Origin of the sequence: Helicobacter sp. TUL (genome assembly GCF_002287135.1) — a bacterium.
Classification (GTDB): domain Bacteria; phylum Campylobacterota; class Campylobacteria; order Campylobacterales; family Helicobacteraceae; genus Helicobacter_F.
This window is the reverse complement of sequence record NZ_NESU01000002.1, coordinates 23316-39259: the sequence shown is the minus strand read 5'-3', so window position 1 is coordinate 39259 and position 15944 is coordinate 23316. Positions and strand designations below refer to the sequence as shown.

Annotated in this window: 17 protein-coding genes; 8 read left to right on the top strand and 9 right to left on the bottom strand. The window is 39.5% G+C overall.

All coding sequences use genetic code 11. The annotated features are described in order from the left end of the window. Nucleotides 1-4 precede the first annotated feature (4 nt). On the bottom strand, nt 5-487 hold the full coding sequence (gene folK, locus B9T66_RS01280) for a 2-amino-4-hydroxy-6-hydroxymethyldihydropteridine diphosphokinase (RefSeq protein ID WP_095627186.1): 483 nt from the start codon (nt 485-487) through the stop codon (nt 5-7). 73 nt (nt 488-560) lie between these two features. Here folK and B9T66_RS01275 point away from each other — a divergent pair, with 73 nt between their 5' ends. The 3 genes from B9T66_RS01275 to carA are packed head-to-tail and all read left to right on the top strand — an operon-like array spanning nt 561 to nt 3071. Beyond that, nucleotides 561-1307 carry a protein-disulfide isomerase gene (locus B9T66_RS01275; protein ID WP_095627185.1) on the top strand — a complete coding sequence of 249 codons (747 nt, stop codon included), beginning with the start codon at nt 561-563 and terminating at the stop codon, nt 1305-1307. A 55-nt stretch (nt 1308-1362) separates the two neighbouring features. Next, nucleotides 1363-1914, top strand: coding sequence for a DUF507 family protein (locus B9T66_RS01270; protein ID WP_095627184.1), 552 nt, complete (start codon nt 1363-1365; stop codon nt 1912-1914). Beyond that, the gene (carA, locus tag B9T66_RS01265) at nt 1914-3071 is read left to right on the top strand and encodes a glutamine-hydrolyzing carbamoyl-phosphate synthase small subunit (protein WP_095627183.1); all 1158 of its coding nucleotides are present in this window, start codon (nt 1914-1916) and stop codon (nt 3069-3071) included. Before B9T66_RS01270 ends, carA begins: the two co-directional genes overlap by 1 nt. Before the next feature lie 53 nt (nt 3072-3124). On the opposite strand, the gene B9T66_RS01260 is transcribed toward carA, so the two are convergent. The 7 genes from B9T66_RS01260 to B9T66_RS01230 form a co-directional block, all read right to left on the bottom strand. After that, nucleotides 3125-3988, bottom strand: a complete 864-nt coding sequence (locus B9T66_RS01260; protein WP_095627182.1) for a glycosyltransferase family 61 protein — start codon at nt 3986-3988, stop codon at nt 3125-3127. 217 nt (nt 3989-4205) lie between these two features. After that, on the bottom strand, nt 4206-4415 hold the full coding sequence (locus tag B9T66_RS01255; RefSeq protein ID WP_095627181.1) for a hypothetical protein: 210 nt from the start codon (nt 4413-4415) through the stop codon (nt 4206-4208). Between the two features lie 10 nt (nt 4416-4425). Next, on the bottom strand, nt 4426-5643 hold the full coding sequence (locus B9T66_RS01250; RefSeq protein WP_095627180.1) for a metallophosphoesterase: 1218 nt from the start codon (nt 5641-5643) through the stop codon (nt 4426-4428). Nucleotides 5644-5707: 64 nt separating this feature from the next. Beyond that, complete coding sequence (locus B9T66_RS01245; RefSeq protein WP_095627179.1) at nt 5708-6475, bottom strand: 3'-5' exonuclease; 768 nt, start codon at nt 6473-6475, stop codon at nt 5708-5710. Then, on the bottom strand, nt 6475-8409 hold the full coding sequence (metG, locus tag B9T66_RS01240) for a methionine--tRNA ligase (RefSeq protein ID WP_095627178.1): 1935 nt from the start codon (nt 8407-8409) through the stop codon (nt 6475-6477). The genes B9T66_RS01245 and metG overlap by 1 nt, the downstream gene beginning before the upstream one ends. A gap of 9 nt (nt 8410-8418) precedes the next feature. Then, nucleotides 8419-8610, bottom strand: a complete 192-nt coding sequence (locus B9T66_RS01235) for a hypothetical protein (RefSeq protein ID WP_095627177.1) — start codon at nt 8608-8610, stop codon at nt 8419-8421. A gap of 39 nt (nt 8611-8649) precedes the next feature. Then, complete coding sequence (locus tag B9T66_RS01230; RefSeq protein WP_374220119.1) at nt 8650-9498, bottom strand: class 1 fructose-bisphosphatase; 849 nt, start codon at nt 9496-9498, stop codon at nt 8650-8652. Between the two features lie 197 nt (nt 9499-9695). Between B9T66_RS01230 and ileS the strand changes: the two genes are divergently transcribed. The 5 genes from ileS to B9T66_RS01210 are packed head-to-tail and all read left to right on the top strand — an operon-like array spanning nt 9696 to nt 14750. Further along, on the top strand, nt 9696-12485 hold the full coding sequence (gene ileS, locus B9T66_RS01225) for an isoleucine--tRNA ligase (RefSeq protein WP_095627175.1): 2790 nt from the start codon (nt 9696-9698) through the stop codon (nt 12483-12485). A 2-nt stretch (nt 12486-12487) separates the two neighbouring features. Then, entirely contained in the window at nt 12488-12613 is a 126-nt protein-coding gene (locus tag B9T66_RS09090) for a hypothetical protein (protein WP_257874562.1), read from the top strand. 2 nt (nt 12614-12615) lie between these two features. After that, complete coding sequence (locus B9T66_RS01220; RefSeq protein ID WP_095627174.1) at nt 12616-12972, top strand: hypothetical protein; 357 nt, start codon at nt 12616-12618, stop codon at nt 12970-12972. Then, nucleotides 12969-13904 (top strand): vWA domain-containing protein, encoded by a 936-nt coding sequence (locus tag B9T66_RS01215; RefSeq protein ID WP_095627173.1) that lies wholly within the window; start codon nt 12969-12971, stop codon nt 13902-13904. Before B9T66_RS01220 ends, B9T66_RS01215 begins: the two co-directional genes overlap by 4 nt. Next, on the top strand, nt 13905-14750 hold the full coding sequence (locus B9T66_RS01210) for a vWA domain-containing protein (RefSeq protein ID WP_095627172.1): 846 nt from the start codon (nt 13905-13907) through the stop codon (nt 14748-14750). On the opposite strand, the gene B9T66_RS01205 is transcribed toward B9T66_RS01210, so the two are convergent. Further along, nucleotides 14747-15943 (bottom strand): tRNA (uridine(54)-C5)-methyltransferase TrmA, encoded by a 1197-nt coding sequence (locus B9T66_RS01205; RefSeq protein WP_095627171.1) that lies wholly within the window; start codon nt 15941-15943, stop codon nt 14747-14749. The genes B9T66_RS01210 and B9T66_RS01205 overlap by 4 nt on opposite strands. Nucleotide 15944: the final 1 nt, after the last annotated feature.

Here is a 15944-nt window from a genome sequence, read left to right as displayed (position 1 = left end):
CCCTTTAGTGAAACTTCATAAAACTCATCGGTACACACACACTCTCTCGGTTTTGCCAATGTGGATGTGGGATTGTAAGATAACCTCGCTTTAAAATCAATGTGTTAAAAAAAATTATGTCAATATCTATGATTCTTGGTGCATTTTTAAACGCGCGTTTTCTAGGGCGACCAAAGCGTCTCTCTAGGTAAAAGACTAAAGCATACAATTCTGTGAGTGTGTATGCTGTGTGCAAAAAAAGTGTAGCATTTATAAACGATGGTTGATGAATAAACCCAAAAGCTGGATTTTCTAAAAGTGGGCTAGATTCTATATGTGAGATATTGGGATTTGCATATAGCACTCTTATAAGATTTCTAAAGGCTTTAGGGGTTTGGGGTTGATTACCGCCTATGCCTAAAAGCACCACATTATGTCTCTTAGAATCTCGATGTGTTTTGCTAAATATTTTTGGATAATACATACTCGCGCTTAGTGTGAGATTCAAGCCAAACCTTTTGTGATTATTTGTAAAAAGCAAATACAATTATAAAGTAATTTTTTTAAAACAAGGATAGATCATGAAAGCCTTTGCTAAAGCCCTTTTTTTACTCTTTGTGTGCCTAAATATAGCCACAAGTGCAAGTTTTGAAAACAAACTCACCGCACTTATTAAACAACGTACCTCTCAAGATGTCAAAGTCCTAAGTGTGCAAAACCTCAAAAGCTCTGAATCTCTAAAACTTGTTATTGTGCAAACAGGTGACCTGAAAGTCCCATTATTTGCGACAAGTGATGCGAGTTTGATTTTTGGTGCAACAAATGTCTTTTTTTCTCAAGATCTCACAGATTCTGCTGATGTCGCAAACTTTATCAAACAAGCACAAGGCAGTAGCCAAAAAGTCGATAACAAAGAAATAGCAAAATTTTTCCAAACACTTAAACCCCACGAGATAGTTTCTCTAGAATCTGCGAAACAATCCTCAAAAATTACCTACATAATAGCAGATCCAAACTGCCCATCATGCCAAAAAGAAATCCGAAATCTCCAGAAATATCTCAAAGAAAGCAATGTGTATATCGTGCTTGTGGGATTTTTGGGCAAAGATTCTGCACTCAAATCCTCTATGTTGCGCCAACGTTTAGCAGAACAACCAAACACACAAGCAAAGGTCGCCTTGCTGCAAGAAGTCTTTAAACACGGATATGAATTGCCCAAAAAATATGCAAATGATGACTTTAGCGACATTATGTCCTTAAGTGAGCGTGTAAGTGCAGCAGGTATAAATTCTGTGCCTTATATTTACGAAAAACACCAAGAACCTTAAAGCCTTTTTTACCTTATACACGCTACAATTATGAGAAAGAATTAAGGAGAGCATTATGCGATTAAAAGCCCAACACGCACCATATATAGCAAATAAAATCGGTTTAGATTTGGTGAATGCGAATTTTATAACACTCGAGGGCTCATTAGAATCGCTTAGTGCAATTGCTCTACAAGTCTTGCAAGAAAACATTCAAGCCGAACGCGCCATTGATGAAAAAGCGCGAGAATTACTCGAAGAATACACAGATGAGATAGAAGTATATCGCATGGATGAAGGCGATATGTTTAGAATGTTTAAGCGCCAAATTGCGCAAGATGAAAACTTTTCTCTTAGGTGGGAAGAGCGCTGTAGTGATCTCTCACACCACATTCTTACAAGGCTTCTCAAAGAAGGTGTGATTACCTTTAAAGTATCTGATATCATCATCAAAAACATTATCCATAAATCTATCAACGAATACTCCAAAATCTATGAAAAAAGCGAAGAGGAAGTCCTCAAAAAACTTGAAAAATACAAAAAGAAGCTTGTATATGGAAGTGAAGAGTATGAGATTGTCTTTGCTAAGCTGTATGAAGAAGAATTACGCAAAAGAGGACTTGCCTAATGCCTGATACATCACCACATCACGATCTTAAGCCAATTTCTTTATATTTTGAAAATGGCGTATTTTTACAAGCCAAAAGTTTTGGTGCAGAGGGTAGCGCAGTAGGTGAAGTAGTCTTTAATACCTCATTAAGTGGCTATGAAGAAATCATCACTGATCCAAGCTATGCAGGGCAGTTTATCACATTTAGTATGCCAGAAATTGGCATAGTGGGTGTGAATCCTCAAGATGAAGAATCTACCAAAACATTTTGCAAAGGCGTGATAGTCGCAAACTATAATGAATTTTACTCAAATTTCCGCGCTACGCAATCTTTGGGAGATTTTCTCAAAGCACAAAATATCATTGGAATCTGTGGTGTTGATACACGCGCGTTAATCAAAATGCTAACTAAACAAGGCTCAATGATGATGATAGCTAGCACACATATCCACGATGCACAATCTTTAGCCACACAATTAGCTTCCGCACCACATATCCAAGACATTAACTACATCAAACAAGTTTCCACGCCTACACCATACACGCACCAAGATTCTGTATTTAGCTTTGAAAGTTTGAGCTATGCCAAACCGCAATGGCATAAAAAAATCCTTGCTATAGATTTTGGTATAAAGCGCAATATCCTTAATGAATTAAACGCCGTAGGGCTAGAAGTGGAAGTGATACCTTATACTTTTAGCGCTGATGAAGTCTTGGAAAGATTTGAGCGCAAAGAAATAGGTGGCGTATTCCTCTCTAATGGACCAGGAGATCCTCTTGTGCTTAAAGATGAAGTCGCGCAAATACAAAAACTTATCAATGCAAATATTCCTATTTTTGGTATTTGTTTAGGACATCAGCTTTTAGCTATCGCGCACGGCTTTGAAACATTTAAATTAAAATTTGGGCACCATGGGGGCAATCACCCAGTCAAAAACCTCATCACACAAGAAGTTGAAATCACCGCACAAAACCACAATTATTCTGTCCCAGATTCTATAGAATCTATTGCACAAGTTACACACAGAAACCTTTTTGATGGGACGATTGAGGGACTTAAATACCACAATAAACCTATTTTCTCTGTCCAACACCACCCAGAAGCAAGTCCGGGACCAAAAGAAGCGCGTAAGCTCTTTGCCGAATTTGCTACTATAGTGCGCGAAACTCTCTAAAATACTCTGCTACACTTCCATAAATCCATAGCAACCCACATGTATAGATATTGCTATACATGTTGCTCTACAATCCTCAAAGCTTGACGAAGTTTTTGTGGCTTTATATAAACGCTTTCTTGTTGTGGATGCATTGAAGTATCGTGCGTCTCACCAACCATATACAAATACTTTTGGTGCTTTAGTAACGCACACATTTGGAGTGCAGCATCATAGTAATACTGAGAAAAAATCTCAAATACCACTGCATCACTTGGTGCAAAAAGCACATTAACTAATCCTGCTCCATGCATACTTGCAATGACTCTAGCTTCTTGCATAAGTGTTATTTGCTCTAAGAGGCTTAAGGTATCTGGTAAAATGATTTCATATCCATACTCTGCAAATATTGCCTCTACCTCTTGTGGATTTTCAAAATTACGATTAGAATTTTCTGGTCGTTTAAGAAAAATCTTGCGTGATGGATGGGATGAGGTAGTATCATAAGCAAGGCGTGTATAAAAATCTAAAATATTGAGTGGTTGTGAAAGTGAACGGCCCCACAATATGCGATCACGGTATTCCACAATCTCTACATCAGCAGTGAGTGTTGGTAATACTATGCGATCTGCATGCATAAGTCGATGTGGAGTAGGAGAGAGAATTTTGTCTGTTGGAATTTGCAAAAGCTCTACCATTGCTTTCGCAAATGGCGTAGAAATATCGAGAATATAATAATCTATCTCTACATTGCTCTCTAAAATCTGGAGCATACTTGAAACACTCTCTACAAGATAATGACCATAATGTCGTGCTTGATGCATGACAGCAACTGTGCCATGTATATTATGAGTCTTGGCAATAAAAAATTTCAACCATTTATATATTTGTCTAAGCACAAACAATGCACGGCGTAGTGTAGTTAATCCTCGTGGCATCGCAAATTCATGAGTAATGTATGAAGTCTGTGAAATAAGCGCTTTTTTGGATTTTGTAATAAGAATTTCGGAACTATCCGAATAACAATATGCATCAGTAAAAACTCTCACCTTTAGAGGCACTAAAGTTCGTGTATATGGGCGGAAAAATCGATGATAACGACCAAAAATATCACGAAAATGAAAATTAGAATACTGCTTTGGAGAAGACTTGCTATTATCTATAGCATGTAAATCCCCCCCCCCCGAGAGTATTTACTAACTCATCTAATTCAGATGTATCTTTGTATGTATAGATTCCATTGCCACACACAAGGATATTTTTACTAGGGTATACCTCTATATCTTGGATAATCTCTCCCTCTGCCTTAGCTTGCTCAAATGTCGTCGTCCTAGATTGCAAAACCTTACATAAAAATTGCAACATAACATACTCCCTATAATATAGATTTAGGTAAAAGTGTGAAGTGCGTGATTTCATTGACACTGCCCACACGCATAGGTGGTCCCCAATACCCCGTGCCTTGATTAATGTATAAATAGCACTCCGCAAAATTTGGCAGTTTTTTTAAGCCCTTGGCATAGGGTTGCTGGAGTGAAACAAGGAGAGAAAATGGAAAAATTTGTCCGCCATGTGTATGCCCACTAAGGATAAGGCGAATATTATCCACCAACGCCGACTCTGCTACAGAAATAGATTCTAAGTCATAGATAACCTTTGGTTGATGAGAGAGCAAAATCATAGGCGCAGATATGAGATTTGTTTCCCTAGCCTTATGCAATGTCTGATATATATCGGGCTTAAGATCATGATACAAAAATGCCTCTCGATCTCCTACAAGATCATCTATCCCTGCTATGATAAGTGGCGTATGAGCGTGTGTGATCACATCTATATCATTAAGCAATACCTTAAAGCCCATTGCGTGCATAGATTCTAAAATATTATGTGCGTCATGAAAATATTCATGATTACCCAACACATAATACACGCCATACTTTGCCTTGAGATTAGCGAGTTCTGACACAGCATCTCGCACAATCTCCAAAGGAGAATCTACAATATCTCCTGTGAGAAATATCACATCTGGATTAAGTGCGTTTGTGCGTTCTACAATATCACGCACACGCGTAGATTCAATTAACCCACCAATATGTATATCGCTCAGCTGCACAACTTCTAGTGGTGCGCTTAAACCATCTATTTCAAGGCGTAATGACACAACTTGAGGCTTTTGTGTGCCTACAAAAATCCCATAGGCTACCATAACAATGCCCATAATCCCTGCAACACGCTTCATATGGAATCTTATGCGTGTGCGTGTGCGCTTATGTTTTATCCACAAGATACCAAAAGAGCAAACTTGGTAGCAAAGTGTGACAACCAAAAAGCTTAGCGCTACACCCATACACACCGAAAGCACAAGATAGAGGCTTTGATTTGGCGGAGCTTTGTGAAGAAACGAAAAATATATTGCAGTGCCTATAAAATTACACCACACCACAACAAGCCAAAACCCTCGAAAAAGTGCGCTACTTGCAAATGATTTAAGCAATGCCTTATAAATATATAGATGAATAAAAGCAAAAAGACATACAGCAAGAAATGGAAAAAATGTGTGTTGCATTTGAAATATACTCAGTGGTGCTTCCATAAAACCCCTCTTTGAAATATGTTTATTATCATATAAGCCCCCTTAAGAAAAAATAGATTCACGCCTAAGATAATAACTTTCGCCCCTTTTTGCTAAAATCCAACAGATTCTGTATAGATTGTATCTCATTTGGGATATACATCATCGCGATTTTAAAGACTTCAAGCGCAGTGAGTGCGTCCGCATACGCACGATGAGAAGCAGGGGTATTAATCCCTAAAAATGCATTTAAAAACCCTAAGGCATAGCGTGGAGAGAGGATTGTTTTACGCGCTAAACCGATAGTGCAAAGCTTTGGTAGCAGCATAGGCACAATCCTATAGCGCAAAAAGGCTTGATTAAGAAAATTATAATCAAAGCTTACATTATGCGCGACAAACACACTATCACGCAAAAAATCCCTAAATTGTGTGAGAATCTCTTGAGGTTGTGGCGCATTAGAGAGATCTTTTGTGCGTATGCCTGTAAGTTTTGTAATCTCCTCTGGCACATATGGAGCAAATACAAAACTTTCAAACCGATCAATTACCTTGCCATTTTGGTATTTCACAGCACCAATTTCGATAATATCGTGCTTTTCTATTTTTGCGCCAGTTGTTTCGATATCTACAAAGCAAAACACCGCCTCTTGTAAGCCCAAGGTCGCGGTGCTAAGCTCGATTGTATTTCCATTTTGTCTAAAAGGAAAATCATAAAGTTTTAAAATCTCTAATTGTGTCGCAATATCTAGGTATTCTCCACTCCCACTCACATCGCGAAAAAACCTATCAAGAGATTCTATACTCATAGAATCTTGACTAAGTTTTTGGAGGAGTTGGGCATACACTCTCATTAAGAAATCTTGCTTCCTGCCTTTTTTGCAACACTAAGAAGTGCTAAGCCTTCATCATCTTGTGCACTCAAAATCATACCCTCGCTAAGAAGTCCCATAAGCTTCACAGGCTTGAGATTGGCAACTACACAGACATGCTTGCCTACAAGCTCATCGGGATTGTAATATTTAGCGATTCCAGAGAGAATCTGTCGTGGCTTAGATTCACCCAAATCAATGAGGAATTGCAAGAGTTTTTCGCTCTTTGGCACTCTTTTGCATTCTAGCACGACACCTACACGCAAATCAAGCTTTTGAAAATCCTCTATGCCTATGGTTTGGAATGTTTGCGTGCTAGGCGTAGGAGATGAATCCTTGGCAGTATTTGATGAAGAAGTTTGCGCAGGGCTTGGCTCTGACATCAATGGCGATTCTATACGCGGAAAAAGCGGAGGAATAGGTTTTAGTGTGCTAGATTCTATAAATGTATTTTGCACGACATAATGCTCAAAATTTTGTGAATCTATCGTGCATTGCAAAACAGAGGCTATGCTTTTGGCAGTTTTTGGCATTATGGGATACAAACACAAAGCGACTTTTAGTAAAATATTACTAATAAGCATTAGCAAGGCTTGGGTAGATTCACTCTTATCTTGTTTCATCATATTCCACGGCTCATATGTGCTAATCGCGCTATTGCCTAATCTCAAAAGTTGCCAAAGTTCCTCAAGGGCGATATGTGGTTGCATATCATTCATCGCAGTTTGAAACTTTTGAAGCAATGGAGCAATCTTTGCCACCTCTTGGGGATAGAATCGTTGTATGTCCGCACTAGAGAGCGTGAGGTCAAAATATTTTTGTGCCATTCCTATGAGGCGGTTTAGGAGATTGCCTATATCATTACTCAAATCAGAATTGATACGCTCAATCAAAGCCCTTTGGCTAAAATCTCCATCTTGTCCAAATGGCACTTCACGCAACAAAAAATATCGAAACGCCTCAATCCCATAACTTTGTGCGACTTCTTGAGGATTGACAACATTTCCTATGCTTTTACTCATCTTGACACCATCGCGAGTCCACCAGCCGTGTGCGTAAATTTTGCGTGGTAATGGCAACTCAAGGCTCATCAAAAATGCAGGCCAATACACCGCATGAAAACGCAAAATATCCTTACCCACAATATGTGTCGCATCTTGCCACAAATCAAGACGCAACACCTCTTTATAGCCTATTCCGCTTATATAGCTTATGAGCGCATCAAGCCACACATACAAAATATGTTTGTGGGTATTTTCAGAATCTATACCTTCAGGCAACGGCACGCCCCAGCTAAAACCTGTGCGTGTGATAGAGAGATCCACAAGTCCAGATTCTACAAAGCGTATCACTTCATTGCGTTTGTGCTTTGGCATAATGACATCAGGGCATTGCTCATACCATTCCAAAAGCCTTTTTTCATATTTGGAGAGGGCAAAAAAGTAACTTTCTTCTTTTATTGTAGTCGTTGGTTTGCCACAATCAGGGCATTTTTGATCGGTTACTTGGTGCTTAGTAAAATGGCTTTCACACGAGATACAATACCACCCCTCGTATATGCCCTTATAAATATCTCCTTTTTTATACATACTCTCAAACGCAGCCTGTGCGCTTTTGGCATGTGCAGAATCTGTAGTGCGTATAAACAAATCAAAATCAATGTCAAACTCTTCCCAAAGCGATCGAAACTTTGCACTAATAGAATCTGCATAGGCTTGGGGGGTTTGATTATGTGCTTTAGCGGATTGCTCAATCTTTTGTCCGTGTTCATCAGTGCCGGTGAGCAAAAACACTTCTTCACCTTGAAGTTGGCGGTATTTTTTTAGCATATCACAAACAATTGTTGTATATGCATGTCCAATGTGTGGCACATCATTGACATAATAGATTGGTGAAGTAATATAGCTTTTTTTCATGCAATTCCTTTAGTTAAAATCAAAATTCCCCTCTTGTCCTTTATTCATGCTTTCATACACTGCCTTGACATAGGCTTTGCGCACTTCGCACTCAAAAAACAATGCACAAGGCATACACGAATGTAGGGTATGAGAAGCTTGGCATTCTTGAAGTTTCTTGCTTTGGTCTTGGAGGTTTTTAACAAAAATATCTTCTTCCATGGCATATCTTTACATAGATTCTAGTATTCATACTTCACATTACGCATTAGCAAGCTTATAAGCCTCTATAACCTGCATAATCTCCTCGCTACTTCCAAAAAAGCATTGTGTCGTATCATGAATTCGCTCCACACCAAGCTCCAAAAGGCGGTTTTTACCATCGATAGCCTTCCCACCTGCACACTCATACACAAATGCCAATGGAAAAACCTCAAAAAGTTTGCGGAGTTTGCCCTTTGGTGCATCTTGTGTCGCTGGATAACTAAAAAGTCCGCCACCCTTGATAAGAATCTGATGTAAATCTGGCACCATACCTCCAGAATACCGCAATCTATAACCTTGTGCAAACAGAGAATCTATCAAGGCTTTATGATAAGGAGCCCAATATTGCTGTGTGCCACCTGGTGCATTAATCTTGCCTTTTTTGCCTAATTGTAGCACTCCTAGATTCTGCCACACACCACCGCAATAACGCCAATGCTCCACTTGCGTATGTGCCAAAACAATCTCTAATCTAGGTCCATACACGATATACCCACTTGCAAGAAGCTTGTTTGCCTCAAAATGCGTATCATAGATTCCAAAAATGGTGCCTATGCTTAGGTTGCTATCCACAAGCGAAGAACCATCGAGCGGATCGTATGCGATGAGTAATTGCCCACTAGATTGTGTCTTGTAAACAGCTTCTTGTTTTTCTTCGCTGCACACACCCTTGACACATTCAAGCGCTAAAAGTTTATCTTCGATAAGCTTATCAGCTTGGACATCGACTTGAAGTTGTGTATCTCCGCTAGAATTTTGTGAAGCTAGATATTGTGTCGATGGGTTTTTCAAAAGCGTATCAATGGCAACTCCACAAGTTTTAAAAGTCTCAAACACAAGGGATATACACGAATCCATTATCTTATCCTTCAAGCAAAATAGAGCACGATTCTAACACGCAAAAGCTTAAAACTTTGTGTTTTGACTAAGAAAATTTTAAGTCAAAGGAATACCAAGCCAAATGCACCCAAATCACAAAAATTATAAACTTCTTAATACAAGTTTTGTTACAATGCGTGGCATTCTAACGCACGAGGTATGAGATGGATTACAAAGATACACTAATTTTACCAAATACAGATTTCCCTATGCGTGGAAATCTCCCACAAAATGAGCCACATGTCTATCAAAAATGGCGAGAAGATAGCATATACACGCGTATGCGAGATCGCGCCACTTCAAAACAAAGCTTTACACTTCATGATGGACCGCCCTATGCAAATGGACATATCCACATCGGACACGCACTTAATAAGATTCTCAAAGATATTGTCATCAAACTACACTATTTTCAAGGGCAAAAAATAGCCTATACGCCAGGTTGGGACTGCCATGGATTGCCAATTGAGCAAAAAGTAGAGGAGAAAATCGGTAAAGAAAAAAAAGATACGCTACCAAAGACACAAATTAGAGAATTATGCCGAGAGTGGGCGCGAGATTTTATTGAGATTCAGAGCAAAGAATTTCAGGATTTGGGTATTTTGGGGGATTTTACACATCCTTACAAAACTATGGATTTTGCCTTTGAGGCAGATATTTATCGCGCACTCTGTGAGATTGCAAAAAAAGGATTGCTAACCGAGCGTAGTAAGCCAGTATTTTGGAGTTGGGCAGCAAAAAGTGCGCTTGCTGAAGCAGAAGTTGAGTATCAAGACAAAGAGGATTATTCGATTTTTGTAGGGTTTGAACTCACACAAGATTCATGCCAAAAACTTGGTGTTGCGCAGGCTAAGGCTGTGATTTGGACGACAACACCTTGGACACTACCAGCAAATCAGGCGATTTGTCTCAATGCCAATGAAGAATATGTCATCACCACAGATCACTACATCATCGCCAAACCTCTTGTGTCTAATCTTAGGGAACTTGGGATTACAAAAGGCGAGATTCTAAAAACCTATAAAGGCAAAGATTTTGAGAATCTCCACGCAATAAATCCACTCAATGACAGAATCTCGACGCTTATTTTAGGTGATCATGTATTGATGAGCGGGGGAAGTGGGCTTGTCCATACTGCACCAGGGCATGGGGAAGATGACTATTATGCCTGTCTCAAATACGACATAGAAGTGCTAATGCCTGTTGATGATAGTGGTTGCTATGATGAAACCCTAAAACTCAAGGCTCTGTTGCGTGATGATGTGGTAGATACATTCATCGGACAACATGTCTTTAAAGCAAATGAAGGTATTTTGGAGCTTTTAGGAAAGAACCTTTTGCATTGCTCTACATTCACGCACTCCTATCCATTTTGTTGGCGCACACATAAACCCGTCATCTATCGTGCTACAAAGCAATGGTTTATCCTCATGGATAAGCCCTTTGGCACAGAATCTAAAACATTACGCGAAGTAGCGCTTGATGAACTTCAAAAGGTGCGATTCTACCCCGAACATGGGCGCAATAGAATCACTTCTATGATACAAAACCGCCCAGATTGGTGTATCTCAAGACAAAGGGATTGGGGTGTGCCTATCGCATTTTTCAAAGACAAACGCACAGATTCTGTCGTGCTAGATCCACAGGTGCTAGATTTTGTCGCACAAATCTTTGATCGCGAGGGCTGTGATGCGTGGTGGAGCAAAGACATAGAGGAACTTTTACCTCCAAGCCACAAACCACAAAGCGCACATTATGAAAAGATTCATCATATTCTTGATGTATGGTTTGATAGCGGTAGCACTTGGAAAGCCGTCCTAGAATCTAAAGCATATAATGCTGGAGAATACCCTGCGGATATGTATCTCGAAGGTAGCGATCAACACAGAGGGTGGTTTCAAAGCTCACTACTCATAAGCTGTGCGATACACCAAAAAGCGCCGTATAAGCATATCCTTACGCACGGATTTACTATGGATGAACGCGGCGAAAAAATGAGTAAATCCAAAGGCAATGTCATCGCACCACAAGAGATTCTTAAAGATTATGGTAGCGATATTTTACGCCTATGGGTAGCCCTTAGCGATTATCAAAACGATCAGAGAATCTCCCAAAATATTCTCAAACAAGTCAGTGAGCAATACAAAAAAATCCGTAATACTATACGCTTTTTGCTTGCAAACACACAGGATTTACAAGCTATCACGCCATTATCTTCAGACATCGATCGCTACATCGTTTCTCTAGCCAATGAAGAGCTAGAACACGCCTTAGAACTCTTTTTGCAATACGACTTCACCAAAGGTTTTAGCGTTATTATGAACTTTGTTAGCACCCACCTTAGCGGCGTGTATATGGATTTGTGCAAAGATAGCCTATATTGCGATAGTCTAGATTCTACGCGACGCCAATCTATCCAAAGCGCAATGGCTTTTATCCTCAAAAAACTACTCTTTGTCATCGCACCAACGCTCACCTACACTGCATATGAAGCATTTGGATATGCCAATGCCCATATTAAAGACCAAGCGCTAGATATTTTTGATCTTTGCAATCCTACACTTCAAAGCGTGGCAGGTATGCAATCTAGTGAAGTGGATTTTGCGCGTTTAATGAAAATTCGTGAAAAATTTGGGGAAATCCTTGATGAACTCAAAAAAGACAAGATCATCAAATCTTCCTTAGAACTTCATCTTATCAGCACCAATGCTTGTGAATTTGGCGAAATTGATAGGTGGCTTATTGTAAGTAGTTGGGGCAAAAGTGATGAAGATTTTGTGATTCTAAAACGCTTTGTGGTTGATATAGATGGCACACAAGAGCATTTTGCCATAGCAAAAGCCAAAGCACATAAATGTCCGCGTTGTTGGCAATTTGTGGCAACTAGCGCAGAGGAGATATGTGCTCGCTGTCAAGAAGCCATAGAAAAACAAAACACCACACACAAAGCATAATTATGGGAGAAGTATTTAATCTCGCCCAACCCTTTGGGTATTTTGAGGCATTTAGCACGATTATTGTTGTGTGTGGCATAGCCTTTGTAAGCTTTTTGGTATTGCGATATTTTAGACCCAAAAAATAACAATGCACGAACTCACGGATATATTTGAACCTATCACGCCTTGGGCTATGCCCCTGATTGTGGTGGGTGTATGCGTTATGGTGGCGTGCATAATCTGTGCGTATGTGATTTTACACAAAAGACAAAACCCTATCATACAACAGCTAAAATCCCTTGACACACAAGATTCTAAAACATTTGCCAAAGAATTTAGCGCACTTGTTGCCAAAGCCAAGGCAAAAGAGATTCTTAATCAACGCGCACTTGCCCAAATCCAAGAATTCCTCCCAAACCTCAACACTTATAAGTTTTCCAAAAACCCTCCTCCTTTAGATTTAGCACTCCTTGCCCAATACCAACACATTTGTGAGAATCTATGAGTTTTGCCTATCCATTTTTTTGGCTTATTTTTGCTCTGTTTGTTCTTGCGTGGTGGTGGCTAAAAAACACACGCACACGAATTTTTGTGCCTCATCTCCCACTTATCCAAAAACAACACAAATCTTCTTGGCTGACATTTTTGCAATTTGTTGGGATTGCGTGCATTGTAGGTGCGCTCTCTAAGCCATTGCTAGAAACAAAACATATCCTTATGCCTATCACGCAAAGCCAAATTGCCCTTGTGCTAGACACAAGCTTTTCTATGGAAGCAGTGGATTTTAGTCATACTGGCGAAAATCGATTAGAAGTGCTTAAGCGACTTAGCAAGGACTTTATCGACAACAATCCATATGATAGCATACTCATTGTAGCATTTGGGGAGCATACGATAATCCTCAATGCCCTAACCCAAGATCGCGAATTCTTGCACCATATCATTGATAGCCTAACACTTGGATTAGCCGGTGGTAAAACAGCCATTAATGACGCACTAGCACGCACAATCTATACACTTATAGAATTTGATGACACGCAAGATTTTCAAAACTTTGTGGATACAACACTTAGTAACGACATAAAACGAAGCATTATTTTGCTAACCGATGGCTTTGATACGCATTCAAAAATGAGCACTGCACAAACAATAGATCTTGCTATTAAAACGGGTGTGAGAATCTATCCTGTCAATATCAGCGATGGAGGCGATAGCCAAAGTCTTGAATTCATCGCCAAAGCAAGTGGTGGCAAAGCCTTTAGTGCCCTAAATGAAACCGATCTTGCAAAAATCTATCAGCAAATTGGTGAAATCACACCACACACGATTTTAAAGCCCTATGGTTATGATATTAGCGTGTTTGTGCTTGGACTTGGAATCTTGCTGCTTGGAATCTGGTGGGTGCGATATTATGGATTACTCATAAAAAGGCGCTAAATGCAACATATCCTTATCTATGGTGGCTTAAGCCTGTGTTTGCTTGTGGTTTTTGCCTTAAGGTATATCTACCACAAAAAATATTTCACTCCACTAAGTCTAAGTATCGGTGCATTTGTGTGCTTTGGCTATGGATTAGTGCAAATGCTCATTTTTGAGCCTATAATGCCTTATGAGAATCCTAAAATAGTCTTTGTGCTTGATGTTTCTAAATCTATGCAAGCAAAAGACCTTTTCCCCTCACGCTTAGCAATGGCTACAAAAAAGGTTCAGATTCTACTAAAAACATATAAGCCATGCTCAAGTATCATTATCTTTGCTCAAAATGCCTATCTTCTTTCGCCATTTAGCTGTGATTATCTCACGCAAATACAACAACTCCAAAAGCTACACACAAATAAACTCCCTTGGCATGATAAGGTCTTTGAAAATGCACTAGATACAGGTGCAAGCAATGGGGATTTGGCACTAGAGAGCGCAAAGCTTTATGGTGATACAATCATCATGCTAAGTGATGGAGAGTTTATCCCTCAAGATTCAAAGTTGTGGGTATTTGCTACGCCACAAGGTAGCGTGATTGAGATAGATTCTGCACTGCTTTATGATGAAAACCACCAAATCGTGCAAAGCACTCCACTACCACAAGCCCTAACTCAAGGGGTTATGTTTTCCTATAACAACAAGGATATACAAAAAATCGCCTCTTTTCTAGGCAATAATCTTCACAATGCACCGCCCACACTACACAAGCTAGATTCAGCGCGCATAAGTCTTGTATTGGGGCTTATATTGTTGTTTATTAGTCTCTATGGGGCTGCATTGCGACACCGCATATATGCACATTAACGTGTCAAGATACAAATAGATTCAATATGATGTGTATAAGGGAATTGCTCAAAAAGTGCTAAAGTATGTATGGTATGTGTGCGTTTTAACACTCGCAAATCATCACAGAGCGTTTGTGGCGCACACGAGATATATACAATAACCCTAAATCGTGTGATAAATTCTAGCATAGCCTCATCACCTACACCACTTCTAGGTGGATCAATCAAAATAGCGCCAAAATCAAAACTGTCCAAATCCACATCTTTGAGCCGAAAAAATTCTCGTTGCCTACACAATGCATCGATGCTTTCTTGTGCATTAAGACGAGCAAGAGTGATATTAGTAATATTATGGCTTTGGATTGTCTCTTGGAGGGTATGGATAGAATCTTTTACAACTTCTGTAGCAAACACACGCCTAAAAATCTGGCTTAGCGGTATAGTAAAATTCCCACTCCCACAATATAATTCCACAAGATCAGTTTGCATACTATTTGGCACAACCTGTGGCAATGTGGTAAGCAAAAAATAAAGCATTTTGGCATTGATAAAGGGGTTTGGTTGAGAAAAAAGACTTTCTTTTTTGCTTATAGTGCATTGTGTGAAATTAATGCCACGCTGCTCAAGCAAATCTTTAGAATCTCTATCAAGATATATGCCAAAGTTATCTATGATACACTCGCTACCAAAAGAGATTTTTTGCCCCCTAGATCGCCCAATAATATGAATCTCAAAATCCGCATAGCTCTCCTGTATGATATGTGTGAGACGCTCTTTAAGCGTATGTATTTCTTCTTGCCATGTAGTATCTAGGCATTTGTGATAGATAAATGTCACAACACACGCTTTGTATGTGGAAAGAAAACTACAACCATAAAGCTTATGTCGCAATGTATGTGTAGCACTTAGCGGAGCAAGAATCTCACGAATATGCTTTATGAGAATCTGTATAGATTCTAGCAATATGGGGCATTGTGTGATTTTAGTGCGCTCATTTTTGCCAAACGCATTAGTCGCAAAATAAAACCCTTCATATGTGCAAAATCTAAAATCCGCCCTTGCCCTAAAGCCCTGTTTTGGGGAAGCAAAAACAATGGGTGTGCTAGATTCTCCACCAAGTATGCGCTCTGCAATTTCTGTAGCATATGTATCAAAGTCATAATTTTTATACGCTCTGCAACCACCACAGATTCCAAAATGTGGACATATCAAG

What these genes read in the sequence shown, in the direction of transcription:
- B9T66_RS01275 (WP_095627185.1), top strand. Translation starts at nt 561, where the DNA reads ATGAAAGCCTTTGCTAAAGCCCTTTTTTTACTCTTTGTGTGCCTAAAT.
- B9T66_RS01270 (WP_095627184.1), top strand. Translation starts at nt 1,363, where the DNA reads ATGCGATTAAAAGCCCAACACGCACCATATATAGCAAATAAAATCGGT.
- carA (WP_095627183.1), top strand. Translation starts at nt 1,914, where the DNA reads ATGCCTGATACATCACCACATCACGATCTTAAGCCAATTTCTTTATAT.
- B9T66_RS01260 (WP_095627182.1), bottom strand. Translation starts at nt 3,988, where the DNA reads ATGCCACGAGGATTAACTACACTACGCCGTGCATTGTTTGTGCTTAGA.
- B9T66_RS01255 (WP_095627181.1), bottom strand. Translation starts at nt 4,415, where the DNA reads ATGTTGCAATTTTTATGTAAGGTTTTGCAATCTAGGACGACGACATTT.
- B9T66_RS01250 (WP_095627180.1), bottom strand. Translation starts at nt 5,643, where the DNA reads ATGGAAGCACCACTGAGTATATTTCAAATGCAACACACATTTTTTCCA.
- B9T66_RS01245 (WP_095627179.1), bottom strand. Translation starts at nt 6,475, where the DNA reads ATGAGAGTGTATGCCCAACTCCTCCAAAAACTTAGTCAAGATTCTATG.
- metG (WP_095627178.1), bottom strand. Translation starts at nt 8,409, where the DNA reads ATGAAAAAAAGCTATATTACTTCACCAATCTATTATGTCAATGATGTG.
- B9T66_RS01235 (WP_095627177.1), bottom strand. Translation starts at nt 8,610, where the DNA reads ATGGAAGAAGATATTTTTGTTAAAAACCTCCAAGACCAAAGCAAGAAA.
- ileS (WP_095627175.1), top strand. Translation starts at nt 9,696, where the DNA reads ATGGATTACAAAGATACACTAATTTTACCAAATACAGATTTCCCTATG.
- B9T66_RS09090 (WP_257874562.1), top strand. Translation starts at nt 12,488, where the DNA reads ATGGGAGAAGTATTTAATCTCGCCCAACCCTTTGGGTATTTTGAGGCA.
- B9T66_RS01220 (WP_095627174.1), top strand. Translation starts at nt 12,616, where the DNA reads ATGCACGAACTCACGGATATATTTGAACCTATCACGCCTTGGGCTATG.
- B9T66_RS01215 (WP_095627173.1), top strand. Translation starts at nt 12,969, where the DNA reads ATGAGTTTTGCCTATCCATTTTTTTGGCTTATTTTTGCTCTGTTTGTT.
- B9T66_RS01210 (WP_095627172.1), top strand. Translation starts at nt 13,905, where the DNA reads ATGCAACATATCCTTATCTATGGTGGCTTAAGCCTGTGTTTGCTTGTG.